Raw genomic sequence first — 12,952 nt, forward strand, 5'->3', positions numbered from 1 at the left:
CCCACGTTGTGCAAGCATAAGCCCAAATATGCCTATTAGCGTTGTCACTTCCGACCTGACCCGGTTGGTCCTGGACGCCATCGTGGACGCCGCCAACCCCACCCTGTTGGGCGGGGGCGGCGTGGATGGCGCTATCCACCACGCTGCCGGCCCCAGCTTGCTGGAGGCTTGCAAGGCCTTGCCGCAAGTCGCCCCCGGCGTACGCTGCCCAACGGGCGAGGCGCGCATCACGCCTGGCTTCCTGCTGCCGGCGCGCTATGTGATCCATACGGTGGGACCGGTGTGGAAGGGCGGTGATCACGGCGAGCCTCAGCTGCTGGCTCAGTGCTACCGCTCATCGATCACACTGGCTGCCAGACACGAGGTCCGCAGCGTCGGCTTTCCGGCGATCAGTTGCGGAGTGTACGGCTACCCGCCGGAACAGGCCGCAAGCGTAGCCGTCACCGCCTTGCGGGAGGTGCTCAAGGCCCACGCTGCGATAGACGTGCAGCTTTGCTGCTTCGACGAGCGTATGGCGTCGATTTGGCGAGACGCGCTCAATCGAGCTTGAACGGATAAAGCGGCGGCAACGGCAATTCCGGCTCTGCCTCGTCTTCCTGCCGCCACGCCAATCCATGGTCGAAAGCCGCAGCCAGATCGATGCGCTTTTCCACGCGAACGTCGGCATATTGCGCGCGATGCAACAGTTCAATGGCGGCACGCTGCTCGCCGGAGTCCAGAGCACTGGCGACCTGTCCCAGATTTCGTAATCCCGGCCGTTCGGCGCGCGCCCAGGCGAGCAGGCGCTGGGCCTGGACAGGACGATCTTCGCCACGCGCCGCATCAAGGAATGCCTGGCGCTGCGCTCGGGAGGAGTCGATCGATTCGACATGCTGTTTTGCCGGAGGCGGCGTCGGAGAATGCCTGCGCCGGTAAAGCCACGCGAATGCTGCCGCGCTGAGCAGCCACAAAGCGATGCTGCCCAGAGCGATCCAGCGCCAGGGCGTAGATGATCTTGCTGGCGCGGATTGTGCGTTGGCTGGCGAAGGCATACTGACAGTCGTTGTGGGCGGAGCAACCACATCAGGCTGCGTACCTGGGGCAACCGCAGCCTGGGTGCCATTCGCCGCCAGCACGGTCAGGGTGTGCGACGGAATAGTGGCGACACGCTTCTGCCCGCTTTGCACCTCGAACCAGGTAAGGGTGATTGGCGGAAGGGTCAGCGAGCCCGCATGCTGCGGGAAAATCGCAAATCCACGTTCGCTATGCCCGATCAGCCATTCGCCATCGTCATGGGTGCTGGTGCTGGGCTGATCGGGATAAACCGTGGCGCCATCGATCGCCGGCAAGCTGAGCGTAGGCAGCGCATCGCCCGACAGGCCTTGCGCATCCACGCTCAGGCGCAGGTTGAGCGGCTGCCCGGCGGAAATTTTGTCGTCGCCCGGCAGGCCTTGCAGGCTGAGCGACAACGAGCGCGCGGGAAGCCAGCTGGTTTCTCCCCAATTCGCGAGCGGTGCCTCAACGTCGATCTTTACTTGCGGCGAATCCGCGCTGACGGGCGTCGTGTTGCCGAACAGGCCACCGGGATTGAAAAAGCCGCCCGGATCGCTGGGATTGCCGCGATCGATCATCTCGCCCTGGAATTCGATGGCCGGGATGGTCAGTGCGCCGGCATGTCGCGGCGTAAGCGCATAGCGGCGCTCGACGACATGGTAGCGGCGGCCATGGCGAACTGATTCGTAGCTGATGTCGTTGCCGAGCTGGCGCAGCTCTGCGTCGCCGGCATCCGGATTGGGCAGGCTGCCGCCGTCAAGATCGCCGCTGTAAAAGAGGCGTACGGTATAAAGAATCTGCTGCCCGGCGTAGACGCGATTGGAGCTCGCGGTTGCTTCCACGAATACGTCCTTGCCCGCATCGGCGCCCGCAGAAATATCCGCTGGCCCGACATGCAAATTCAATGGATTGGTCTGGCTGCCGGCGACGGTCAAGGACGGAATCTTGAGATCGCCCTCATGCCTGGGACGCAATGCGACACCTATGATCAATTCGGCCCTCTGACGGCCGTTGATCAGGCTTAGCGAACTGTTGGTGGAAGTACGCAGCACTTCGAAATCGCGAACCAATGCGCTGAGATCGGGCGTACTGGCGCTGACGGCGTCCCCGATGTGCAAGTTGAGCGTGACCGTTTCGCCAAGATGCACGTCGGTGCGATCCAAGGTGGCCTGCACCTTGGCGGCCATGGCCATCCACGGCCACAACAGACAGAAAAGACTCAGCAACCAACGCCGCCTCACGGCCGATCTCCTTCCACCGCCTGCCCGCTCATGCGCGTGCGGTATTCCAACTCGAACTTCTTTCTCAACAATCCGCCTGGATCGTCGGGCACGCGCTGCAGGTCATGGCGCACGTCGTTGGGTAGCTTGGACAGCGGATCGTCACTATCGACGCCTCCCAGTTCATACGCGGGCGCAGCTGTGGATTTGCGTTGCGCGCCAACCAAGGCTTGATCCATTTGAGCCCGCAACCCCTGCTGTGCTTCGGCTGCGCGTGCCCGCTCGCTGGTCGACGCAGGAGCAGGGGCTTGCTTCGATGCGCTCTGTGGCGATGAAGCATTCATATCGCGCTGACTGTCTTGCATTGGCCTGCCGTTGGCTGCAGGCGACTCGTTTTGCGCGCCATTATCTTTTTGCGCATTAGCTTGTTGTTCTTGCCCTTTCCGCGCTTGCTCTTGGCTTTGCTTGTCGCCCGCTGGGGGCGGCGGCTGATCAGACTGACCATGCTGCTGGCCTGGCGATTGCCCGGCCTGGCCGCTGGAGTTGTTCCGGCCGCCCTGCCCGCCCGAGTGCTGTTGTGGCGAAGACGATTGCGCCTGCTGCTGTTGTTCGCGCATCGCTGCCTCTACCAGCTTGCGGTTAGCTTGCGCATCTGCATTGCGCGGATCAAGTTGCAACGCGTAGTCATAGGCTTTGATGGCGTCTTGATAGCGACCCAACTGGGCAAGCGAGTTGCCCAAGTTGTATTGAGCATCTGTGCCGTTGACGTGCTGCAGTGCTTCTACTGCCGCAGCGAAATCCTTGGCGCGGTAGGCCGCAGCACCTCGCAACGCTGGGTCCTGAGCGAGCCGCTGTGCCTTGCCAGCGTCCCCCTGACGCAACGCACTGGCCGCCTGCTGATCCGGGCGCTGCCACCAATCGCGCCAATCCGCCGCCCTGGCGGGAGCGGGCAGCAGCGGCAGCAAGACCAGCGGCAGCAGCAAGATCCAGCCACGCCGGAATGCCGTGGCGGTAACCAGCAGCAGCGGCAACAACAACCAAGGGCCGCGGTCTTGCCACGCGTCCGCTTGCTGCCCCTCCGCAGCAGATGCGTGCTGTGCGGGATGCAATTGAGCATGCAACGAAGTGACGTCCTCGTTGCCTGCACCCATCGTCACATAGAGGCCGCCACCCGCTTCGGCGAGGGCGCGCAAATCCTGGTCGTTGCGACGGGCGATGGCGATATTGCCCTGATCGTCGTGCACGAAGCCGCCATCGGCCTTGGAGATTGGCGCGCCTTGCATAGTACCGATGCCCAGCACAGAAACATGCACGCCGCCAGACAACGCCGCACGCGCTGCTGCTTGCGCGCCGACATCGGCATCGTCGGTCACCAAAACGATCGAGCCGCTGTCCAGCTTGGCGTCGTGCATCAGTTTCACGCCCTGGGCAATGGCTTGCGCGGCATTGTCGCCATCGACCGGCATCACGTCCGGCGACATGGCCTCAAGCAATGCATCCAAGCTGTGGGCATCGCTGGTCAGTGGCGCCACCACGAAGGATTGGCCGGCGTAGCCAATCAGTGCGTTCAAACCATTTGGGTTGGCCGCCAGCAGATCGCGTGCCTTGTAGCGCGCACGGTCAATGCGGTTCGGCAACACGTCGCGCGCCAGCATATGTTGCGATAGGGACAGCGCGACAACCTGCGCAGCGCGATCATTCAACATCGGCTCCGTCATCCGGCTCCAGCTCGGCCCTGCCAAAGCCAGTACGCCCAATGTCCACCCAAGGGCGAGCAAACCCGAGGGTGCTCGGCTGTAACGCTCGCGGCCGCTGAGCAAGTGCGGCAGCAGTGCTGGATCGGCCAGTCGACCAAGCGCACGCTGAGCAACGTCACCACGCGTGCCGAGCCACACCAACAGCGGCAACGCCAGCAGTCCCAACAACCATAACGGCTGCAGGAAATGAAATTGGTGCAGCGCCTCGCTCATACGCCCGCCTCTCTCCAGCGAGACCAAAGCAACCCGAACAGCAAACAGGCGCCGGCCAACACCAACGGCAAGCGAAACAATTCATGATGCAAGCGGAACTCGCGTCCCTGCTGGGGCATGGGTTCCAGGGCGTCGATGGCACGATAAGCATCGGCGAGCTGGTTGCCATCGGTAGCGCGATAGAACTGGCCGCTGGTTTCATGCGCGATGTAAGTGAGCATGTCCGCATCCAGGTCGGCCGAAGGATTGATCACCCGATCGCCTAACAACCCTGGAACGACCATGCGGTTTGCACCAATGCCGATGGTATAGATGCGTACCCCGGCGGCTTTGGCGGCACGTGCGGCATCCTGCGGCGAGATGCTGCCGGAGTTGTTCACGCCATCGGTCAGCAGGATCAGTATGCGGGCCTGTTCCGGCAAGCCGGCCAAGCGCTTCACCGCCACGGCGATCGCATCGCCGATGGCGGTCTCGGTACCTGGCAGTCCCACCTCGGCGCCCTCTAGCTGCGCACGTACTGCGCCGAGGTCGTAGGTCAGTGGCGTCACCAGAAATGCACGAGTACCGAACAGCACCAGGCCGAGTTCGTCCCCGCTACGGCGTGAAATGAAATCGCCCGCAATCGCCTCCACCGCACCAAAACGGCTGAGCTGCTGGCCACCCAGCACCATGTCTGGCGTCTGCATGCTGCCGGAAAGATCGAGCGCAAGCATCATCGCTCGGCCGCTACGCGTTTGCGCTTGCGGTGGCCCCACGATCTGCGGCCTCGCAGCGGCAACGAGCAAACTCAACCAACCGAGCGCCAGCAGCCAGGGGGCTAAGCTGCGCGTAGAGACTTGGCCGCCTGCGTTCCATGACAGTGATGCATACGGCAGGCGTAGCGCCAGCCCCGGCGCGACCGGCCCCAGGATGCGCCATACCAGCCACGGCAGCGGCAGCAGTGCGAATACCCAGGGCCATGCGAACTCAGGCATCTCCGCTCTCCATCGGCTTCACGTGCCGCCATGCTGCCTGCAGCCAGCGCTGTACCGCAGTTTCGGCGGCAACCCGATCGAATCCCGCACGAGGTTGATACATGCACGCTTCAAGGGTCATCAGCGTATCGAGCGTAGCGTTGTCGACCGGCACCCGTGCCAACACTCTTCGCCAGGGTTCGCCCTGCAAATGGTGGGAGTCAGCTGCGTAACACCGCGCGGCCCGACGTAGAAGCTGATGCAACGCTGTGGCGTGTGCAACATCATCGCTGGCGTGACGGCCCGCCAGTTGCCTGATTTGGGCCAGCACGCGTGCCCGCCAGATCCGCGCCCTGCGCACCCGGCGAAAGAACAGATAGCCGGTCGCCACAGCCAGGCATATCCCGCCAAACAATAGCCACCATCCCGGTGCAGGCGGCCACCATGGCGGGGCGGCTGGCAGATGGATGTCGCGCAGCGGCAAGCTGTCCTGCTGCGGGAACCACGTACTCATCGCCGCCCCCCCGCATTGCGCAGCAGCGCACTGATCGCATCCAGTGGATCGGCGGCAGTATCGATGACGCGATGAGGAATCCCGAGCGATGCCGCCATCGCTGCAAGCCTCGCCTGCCCTTCGCCCAGACTTTGCTGGAACGCCAGTCGTTGCGGCTCGGATTGTAGGTTCAGCCGCTGCCGCAGGCCTCCATGTTCAATGGGATAGCTGCCCGCCGGTGCCGGCTGCAGTTCCAGCGCGTCGGCGACGATCAAAATACGTATTGCCGTATGGCGAAGCATTTCCAGCAGACGATCGCGCGACGCTGGATCGCTGCTCTGCCCGTCGCTGATGAGCAACACGCGATTGGCGCCATGCTGCAGTTTGATCACGTGCTGCAACGCCTGCGATAGCGGCTCGCTCTGGCCGGATGTCACGGCATCAGATGTTGCCAATGCGCCACAGACATCCAACGCTCCACGCAAACCCGCACGGGGACGTTGCAGGTGGCTGCTCTCGCCGAACACCATCATTCCCACACGCTCACCGGCCTTGACCGCATGCCATGCGGCCAAGCCCGCAGCACGGGCGGCCTGCACGGACTTGAAGCGCACGCGTGTACCAAAGCGCATGCCTGGATGCTGATCGAACAAAATCAGCAATTGCCCCTCGCGCTCCTCCTGAAACAACTTGGTGTGCAGACGGCCGCTGCGCGCGGTCAGGCGCCAATCCAGCCGGCGCACGTCATCGCCGGGCTGGTAGGCGCGGGATTCGGCGTAGTCCATGCCTCGACCATATAAACGGCTGGTTTGTGTGCCCACTCGTGTTGCGCGACTATCCTGCGGCGGCATGCGCAAACGTGCCACACGACCGCGCAGGGCGATCAGTTCCGCCAGGGAAACGCGGACGCGCCCGTCGCCATCCACTTGATTGGCTGCGACAATGTTCACGGCAACGGAACGAGATCCAGCAAGCGATCGATGACCTTGTCGCTGCGGATGCCTTCGGCTTCCGCTTCATAGCTGAGCAGCACGCGGTGACGCAGCACTTCATGGACGATGGCGTGCACGTCTTCCGGCAGCGCAAAGTCACGTCCGGCCAGCCACGCGTGAGCGCGAGCACCGCGGTCCAAGGCAATGGTGGCGCGCGGACTCGCGCCCCAGGCGATCCAGCGTTTGAGTTCGGGGCCGTATTGACCAGCATCTCGCGTGGCCAGCACCAATTGCGCGAGGTATTGCTCCAGGGCGGGCGCCACGTGCACCCCCAATACGGCTTGGCGCGCGGCAAAGACATCTTCCTGCGACAGCAATGGCGTGGTGGCAACGGATGTGCATGCCGGCTTGGCAGCCTGCTCGCGCGCCAGGCGCAGTATCGCCAACTCGGCCGCCGCATCGGGATAGCCGATCGTCACATGCAGCAGGAAGCGGTCGAGCTGTGCCTCGGGCAACGCGAAAGTACCTTCCTGCTCGATCGGGTTCTGGGTCGCCATCACCATGAACAGTTCCGGCAGGCGCCAGGTGTTGCGTCCCACGGTGATTTGCCGCTCCGCCATCGCCTCCAGCAGCGCCGACTGCACCTTGGCAGGCGCGCGATTGATTTCGTCGGCGAGCACGATGTTGTGAAACAGCGGCCCGCGTTCGAACTCGAAGGTAGCGGACTGCGGGCGGAATACATCGGTGCCGGTGAGGTCGGCGGGCAGCAGGTCCGGGGTGAATTGCACGCGATGGAAATCGGCGTCGATACGCGTGGCCAGAGCCTTCACCGCGGTGGTCTTGGCCAGGCCCGGCGCGCCTTCAACCAGCAGGTGGCCATCCGCCAGCAGGGCGATCAGCAGGCAATCGATAAGCCGCGGCTGGCCGATGATCTGTTGCCGCAATCCGTCGCGGAGACGGGAAAACACTGTTTGCAGATGCCCGAGGGTGGGGGCGTGGGGCATGTCCATCCGAAAATCCTGTACCGCTGGGTGGGGTTTGAGACCACGCTGCCGTAGGAAAGTTTGGCCGCTTGCCTGTTGCAAAGCAAAAGGGGCGGCACACAGGCCGCCCCTTTTCGCTTTAAGTGAATCCCACGCTTATTGCAGGCTGTCGCTGAGGATGCGCGGGGTCACGAAGATCAGCAGTTCGCCCTTGTTGTTGACGCGCTGAGTACTGCGGAACAGGAAACCTACCCCGGGAATGTCGCCCAGCCACGGCACCTTGTTCAGGTTGTCGGTCTTGCTGATTTCGTAGATACCGCCCAGCACCACTGTCTGCCCGTTGTCCACCAGCACCGAGGTATTGAGCGAGCGAGTATCGATCACCGGCACCTGGCCACTACCCGGCACGGTGATGTAGTTGTGCAGCGAATCCTTGTTCACGTTGATGGCCAGGAAGACGCGGTTGTCGGCGGTAATGGTCGGCGTGACCTTGAGCTCCAGCACCGCATCCTTGAATGCCACCGTGGCCGTACCGCTGCCGCCACCGCCACCCACGCTGTTCTGGAAGGTGACGTAGCCGATTTCCTGACCCTGGCGAATATCGGCTTCCTGCTGGTTGGCAGTGATCACGCGCGGACTGGAGACCAGCTGGCTGCGCCCTTCGGACTGTGCGGCAGACAACTCCAGATCCAACGCGTAATTCTTGCCAAGGATCGCGGCGGCGATGGTCGAGGCGGTGCCGGTACTCGGCGTAGCCGGCAGATTGACTGACTGGTAATTCTGCAAACCGTTGTAAGTGGTGGTGGTGGTGCCGCTGGTCGTCGCCGGCAGCAAGCCGCTGCCCAGTGACAGTGTCTGGCCGCTCGGGTTGATGTGCCGGCCGTTGATACCCCATTGAACACCCAGGTCACGCTCGAAGTCGTCGGTCGCGATCACGATGCGCGACTCGATCAGCACCTGCTGCACCGGACGATCCAGCTGCGCGACGATCGCACGGACCTCGGCGGTTTTTTCGGCCGTATCGTTGAGCAGCAAGGTATTGGTGCGCTGATCGAAGGTCACGCTACCGCGCGGCGAGAGGAAGCCACGATGCTGGGTAGCCGCACCGCCCGCTCCACCGCTACTGCCACCCTGGCTTTGCTGGGCACCGGTGGTCAGCAGCTTGGTAATCTCCTGAGCCTTGCCATAACTGATCGGAATGTAAGTGGTGATCAGCGGCGCGTTGTCTTGCGCCTTGAAGCGCGCGTCGGCAAGGCTCTGCTCGTAATCGGCCAGCTCCTTCTGCGGCGCAATCCAGATCACGTTGCCGTCGCGGCGCTTGTCCAGATCCTTGGCGCGCAGCACCACATCCAGCGCCTGATCCCACGGCACGTTGACCAGACGCAGTGTCACACTGCCGCCCACGGTATCGGAAGCAACCAGATTCACGCCCGACACGTCAGCCAGCAATTGCAGAGCCGAACGCACCGGGATGTCCTGGAAGTTGAAGGTCACGCGGTTGCCCGTGTAGACCGGCTGCGCTTCGGAAGCAGGATTGGTGTTCTTCGCTTCCTGTTTCTTCGGCATCACCTCTATGACGTACTGGTTGCCGGTCTGGTAGGAGGAAGTTTCCACGTCGCCACTATAGGCGATGTCGATATGCGCACCGCTCGGCGTGGCCTTCGGCGAAATCGACTGCACCGGCGTGGCGAAGTCGAGCACATTCAAGCGCTGCGCATGGTCCGCTGGGAGCTGTGCGTTGACGACATCGACGGTGATGTTGCCGTTTTCGCGATGCATGTTCGCATTCGCGCCGCTACCGTTGAAATTGATCAGCACGCGGCCGGAACCGTTGGCACCGCGCTGGAAGTCGATGTTGCTGATCGCCGGCCCATTCTGCGCCGACGGCAACGCCTTGGAAGGATCGATGCTGGCCGCCGTGGTCACCGGCTGCGACTGCGTGCCGTTGTTGACCACCAACACCAGGCTGTTGCCTTCCACTCGCGACTTGTACGTGGATGCCTGCATCAGTTCGACCACGACGCGCGTACGTCCGCCGGCCGCAATGGCCGACACGCCGGTCGTGGTGCCCACGCCGATGTCCTGATGGCGTGCAGCGTCATTGGTGGTATCCGGAAAGTCGATCGCGATACGCGGCGGGGTTTCCGTCGTGAAGATGTTGGGCTGCGGCAGCTGGTTGCTGTCGAAGTTCATACGCACTTCGACCTTACCGCCGGACAAAGGCTTGTAGGTGATGTTTTGCAGCGTGCTGGTTGCTGCAGCGGTGGTCGCCCAGGCTGCAGCGCCCAGCACCATCACGGTCATCAGGCAACGGCTGGCCAGGTGCATGGCGCGACTCCGGACTGTTTGGTTGGGATTGGTCATGGCATCAGCCCCTGTATTCCTATTTCGCCTCAAGCGCGATGCTGGCCGGACGTTCCATCCAGCCGCCATTGCCGTTGGAAACCAATTCGACCAGCTCGACGTGGTCACCGCTGATGGCGGAGACGCGGCCGTAGTTCTGGCCCATGTATTCATTGATGTGCACGCGATGGATCACGCCGCCCGGGTCCTTGATGAGTGCCTCCGTGCCGGATCCGGCACCGATCGTGCCAACCATCCTCAAGCTATCCAGCGCGTAGGCCTCGAGCGGCTGGCGCGGGCGGCCTTCGTCCGGTCGCGGACCGTTGCCCTGATTCAACTCGTCCTGGCTGGGGCTGAACGGATCGCGCTTGTCCTGATCGTTGTAGGTGAAACTCTCGAAAGTCTTGATCACCGGCAAGGCCGGGATCGGAGCACCACGCTTGGCTTTTTCCTGCGCAACCCAGTCACGCAGATCGGACATGCCGCGCGTGCAACCGCTCAGGACGAGCGCGGTTGCGACCACCAGCGACAGCTTCGCCAGGCGGGCCGGCTTCATGGCAGTCATGGCTCTCATTTCTGCCCCCCGGGCTTCTTCGCCTTGTTGCCGGCCTCGCTGGTTTCGGAGTCTTCGAGGTAGCGATAGGTCTTCACCGTACCCTGCAGCACGAGCAACTGGTTGGAAGCGGGCTCGGCGCCCTTGCCCGGCGGATTGAGCGGTGTCAGCGAAACGTCATGCATGGTGAGAATCACCACACGCGGCAATGACGCTACACCGCTGATGAAGGAGCCGAATTGGTGGTAGGTGCCGACCATTTTCAGCTGGATGGGTTTTTCCGCGTAGAAATCCTTTGGAATTTCGGTACCCGGCTGGAACAGCTCCTGCTGCAGGCCTGCCGACAGTGCCGTCTGCGATACATCCACCAGCAGTTCGGGCATTTCGGTCTTGCTGGGCAGCTGGCGCAGCAGCTGGCGCAGCATGTCCTTCATTTCATCCAACTGCTGTTGCAGGGCTTCGAGATTGACCGATTTGGCCTGCTTGTCGGAGAACTCCCGCTTGAGACCCTCCTCCTTGCCGGCAAGGTTCTGCAGCGTGTCCTGCTGATCGCTGATCACCATGTACCAGCCGATCAGCATGATCACCAGGAACAGCAGCACCGTGAAAAACGTCTTGACTGACTTCGGCCAGCCGCCGATGTTGTTGCGGTCGAGACTGCGCAGATCGTCGAAGAGTTTCATCAGTGAGCCCCTCCCTTGGCTGGCGCGGCGCTCGGCTTGGCCGGGACGGGCGCAGGTGCAGGGGGTGTTGTAACAGGAGGCTTGGCGGCGACTGGCGTGGTCGGGGTGGCGCTCGTGCTCGCCGAGGCCGGTGCAGCGCCGGACGCACTCTGCCCGGTGCTCTCTTCCTTGGGCTTGGAGAGCGCCACCGTCAGGCCAAAACCAAACGGCATGCGCGTGGCATCATGCGTGTTCTCGGTCTTGCTAAGGTCGGACTGCCCCATCCACGGTGACGTCTCGATATTGCGCATGTACTCGGCAACGCTGGCGTTGGATTGCGCCACTCCACCCAACACCATCTGGTCGCCGTTTTGCTTGATGGAGTCCAGGCGCACACTGCCGGGAATGGTCTTCACCAGTTCGTCGAACAGATGCACCATCTGCGCGCGATTGGCCTGCAACTGCTCGATGATTTGCTTGCGCGCCAGCAATTGGGCGCGCACCTTTTCCAGATCCTTGATTTTTTCCAGGCGCACATCCACCTGCTTGATCTGGTCCTGCAGGTAGGTGTTGCGCTCGTTCTGATTGTCGATGCGCATGTCCATCCAGAACCACCACAGGAGCATCACGCCTATCCCGGCGAGTGCTGCGGCGCCCAGCTGCATGAAGAACTCGCGCTGGCGGATCTTGCGGCGCTCGGCGCGCCAGGGAAGTAAGTTGATGCGTGCCATCAGTCGAAACTCCTCATGGCAAGCCCGACCGCAATCATCAGCGCCGGCGCATCCTGGGTCAGCGACTGCGCCTGCACCCTACTAGAGAGCGACATGCGCGCCAGCGGATTGGCCACCACGCACGGCAAACCGAGCTGCTCCTCGAGCATCGCGTTGATGCCCTCGATGGAGGCGCAACCGCCGGCCAATACCACCTGGTCGACCTTGCTGAACTCGCTGCCGGCGTAGAAGAACTGCAGCAGGCGGCTGATTTGCTGCACCAGCGATTCCTTGAAAGGCTGCAGCGCTTCGGTCTCGTAGGATTCCGGCAGGCCGCCCTTGCGCTTGGCGCGGCCGGCTTCCTCGTAGGAAAGGCCGTAGCGGCGCATGATTTCATCCGTGAGCTGCTTGCCGCCGAAGACCTGCTCGCGCGAGTAGATCGTGCGCTGGTTCTTCAGCACCGAGAGCGTGGTCATGGTCGCGCCGATATCAATCACCGCCACTAGTGCGTCACGCCCGACGTTCAACTGGTCGGCGATCAGCGTGAAGGCGTTCTCCATCGCGAAGGCCTCGACGTCGATCACCTGGGCGGTTAGCCCGCCCAGGTCGAGCGCGGCCACGCGCATGTCCACGTTTTCCGTGCGCGAAGCGGCCAGCAGCACGTTGTTCATTTCGGGGTTGTCGCGGACCGGACCGAGTACCTCGAAGTCGAGGCTTACTTCCTCGATCGGGTACGGGATGTACTGGTTCGCCTCGACATGGATCTGGCCATCCAGGTCCTCATCCGACAGTTCCGCCGGCATCGGCACGATGCGGGTGATCACTGCGGAACCTGCCACTGCCGCGGCGGCGTGCTTGACCCTCGCTCCGGATCGGGAGAGCGCGCGGCGTACCGCCTCGCCCACCGCCTCGACCTCGACGATGTTCTTTTCGACCACCGCGTTGGGGGGCAGCGGCTCGATCGCGTAGTGTTCCACGCGGTAGCGGCCTCCTGCTTGGCTGAGCTGCAGCAGCTTGACGGCGGTCGAGCTGATGTCGACGCCGACCAGCGGCGGCTTCTTGGGTGTAAAGAGCCCCACGATGACTTCCCCCTTGACCCCT

The 12,952-nt window shown here is 62.9% G+C and carries 12 protein-coding genes; 1 reads left to right on the top strand and 11 read right to left on the bottom strand.

Annotated features, from left to right (window positions below):
• Positions 1-28 precede the first annotated feature (28 nt).
• On the top strand, positions 29-550 hold the full coding sequence (locus EKH80_RS13020; protein ID WP_126685206.1) for an O-acetyl-ADP-ribose deacetylase: 522 nt from the start codon (positions 29-31) through the stop codon (positions 548-550).
• Here EKH80_RS13020 and EKH80_RS13025 read toward each other — a convergent pair.
• The 11 genes from EKH80_RS13025 to EKH80_RS13075 all read right to left on the bottom strand — a co-directional run bounded on the left by EKH80_RS13025 (position 537) and on the right by EKH80_RS13075 (position 12,930).
• Positions 537-2,273: a BatD family protein gene (locus EKH80_RS13025; RefSeq protein ID WP_230473666.1), complete on the bottom strand. Its 1,737-nt coding sequence runs from the start codon at positions 2,271-2,273 to the stop codon at positions 537-539. The two genes, EKH80_RS13020 and EKH80_RS13025, sit on opposite strands and share 14 nt — an antisense overlap.
• Positions 2,270-4,222 carry a VWA domain-containing protein gene (locus EKH80_RS13030; protein WP_126685207.1) on the bottom strand — a complete coding sequence of 651 codons (1,953 nt, stop codon included), beginning with the start codon at positions 4,220-4,222 and terminating at the stop codon, positions 2,270-2,272. Before EKH80_RS13030 ends, EKH80_RS13025 begins: the two co-directional genes overlap by 4 nt.
• On the bottom strand, positions 4,219-5,196 hold the full coding sequence (locus EKH80_RS13035) for a VWA domain-containing protein (RefSeq protein WP_126685208.1): 978 nt from the start codon (positions 5,194-5,196) through the stop codon (positions 4,219-4,221). Before EKH80_RS13035 ends, EKH80_RS13030 begins: the two co-directional genes overlap by 4 nt.
• On the bottom strand, positions 5,189-5,689 hold the full coding sequence (locus EKH80_RS13040) for a DUF4381 family protein (RefSeq protein ID WP_126685209.1): 501 nt from the start codon (positions 5,687-5,689) through the stop codon (positions 5,189-5,191). The genes EKH80_RS13035 and EKH80_RS13040 overlap by 8 nt, the downstream gene beginning before the upstream one ends.
• A complete protein-coding gene (locus tag EKH80_RS13045) occupies positions 5,686-6,618 on the bottom strand; it encodes a DUF58 domain-containing protein (RefSeq protein WP_126685210.1) in 933 nt (310 codons plus the stop codon). Before EKH80_RS13045 ends, EKH80_RS13040 begins: the two co-directional genes overlap by 4 nt.
• Positions 6,615-7,610 (bottom strand): AAA family ATPase, encoded by a 996-nt coding sequence (locus EKH80_RS13050; protein ID WP_126685211.1) that lies wholly within the window; start codon positions 7,608-7,610, stop codon positions 6,615-6,617. Before EKH80_RS13050 ends, EKH80_RS13045 begins: the two co-directional genes overlap by 4 nt.
• Positions 7,611-7,739: 129 nt before the next feature.
• Entirely contained in the window at positions 7,740-9,911 is a 2,172-nt protein-coding gene (locus EKH80_RS13055; protein WP_126685212.1) for a type IV pilus secretin PilQ, read from the bottom strand.
• A 55-nt stretch (positions 9,912-9,966) separates the two neighbouring features.
• Complete coding sequence (locus tag EKH80_RS13060) at positions 9,967-10,500, bottom strand: pilus assembly protein PilP (RefSeq protein WP_126685213.1); 534 nt, start codon at positions 10,498-10,500, stop codon at positions 9,967-9,969.
• Positions 10,497-11,165, bottom strand: a complete 669-nt coding sequence (locus EKH80_RS13065) for a type IV pilus inner membrane component PilO (protein ID WP_425481147.1) — start codon at positions 11,163-11,165, stop codon at positions 10,497-10,499. Before EKH80_RS13065 ends, EKH80_RS13060 begins: the two co-directional genes overlap by 4 nt.
• Positions 11,162-11,872 (bottom strand): PilN domain-containing protein, encoded by a 711-nt coding sequence (locus EKH80_RS13070; RefSeq protein ID WP_126685215.1) that lies wholly within the window; start codon positions 11,870-11,872, stop codon positions 11,162-11,164. The genes EKH80_RS13065 and EKH80_RS13070 overlap by 4 nt, the downstream gene beginning before the upstream one ends.
• The gene (locus tag EKH80_RS13075; protein WP_126685216.1) at positions 11,872-12,930 is read right to left on the bottom strand and encodes a pilus assembly protein PilM; all 1,059 of its coding nucleotides are present in this window, start codon (positions 12,928-12,930) and stop codon (positions 11,872-11,874) included. Before EKH80_RS13075 ends, EKH80_RS13070 begins: the two co-directional genes overlap by 1 nt.
• Between the last annotated feature and the right edge of the window lie 22 nt (positions 12,931-12,952).

The organism is Dyella choica (assembly GCF_003977665.1).
GTDB lineage: Bacteria > Pseudomonadota > Gammaproteobacteria > Xanthomonadales > Rhodanobacteraceae > Dyella_B > Dyella_B choica.

Bases quoted from the DNA above. Each gene is read 5' to 3' on its own strand.
- EKH80_RS13060 (WP_126685213.1), bottom strand. From the start codon at position 10,500: ATGAGAGCCATGACTGCCATGAAGCCGGCCCGCCTGGCGAAGCTGTCG.
- EKH80_RS13055 (WP_126685212.1), bottom strand. From the start codon at position 9,911: ATGCACCTGGCCAGCCGTTGCCTGATGACCGTGATGGTGCTGGGCGCT.
- EKH80_RS13035 (WP_126685208.1), bottom strand. From the start codon at position 5,196: ATGCCTGAGTTCGCATGGCCCTGGGTATTCGCACTGCTGCCGCTGCCG.
- EKH80_RS13040 (WP_126685209.1), bottom strand. From the start codon at position 5,689: ATGAGTACGTGGTTCCCGCAGCAGGACAGCTTGCCGCTGCGCGACATC.
- EKH80_RS13030 (WP_126685207.1), bottom strand. From the start codon at position 4,222: ATGAGCGAGGCGCTGCACCAATTTCATTTCCTGCAGCCGTTATGGTTG.
- EKH80_RS13070 (WP_126685215.1), bottom strand. From the start codon at position 11,872: ATGGCACGCATCAACTTACTTCCCTGGCGCGCCGAGCGCCGCAAGATC.
- EKH80_RS13020 (WP_126685206.1), top strand. From the start codon at position 29: ATGCCTATTAGCGTTGTCACTTCCGACCTGACCCGGTTGGTCCTGGAC.
- EKH80_RS13050 (WP_126685211.1), bottom strand. From the start codon at position 7,610: ATGGACATGCCCCACGCCCCCACCCTCGGGCATCTGCAAACAGTGTTT.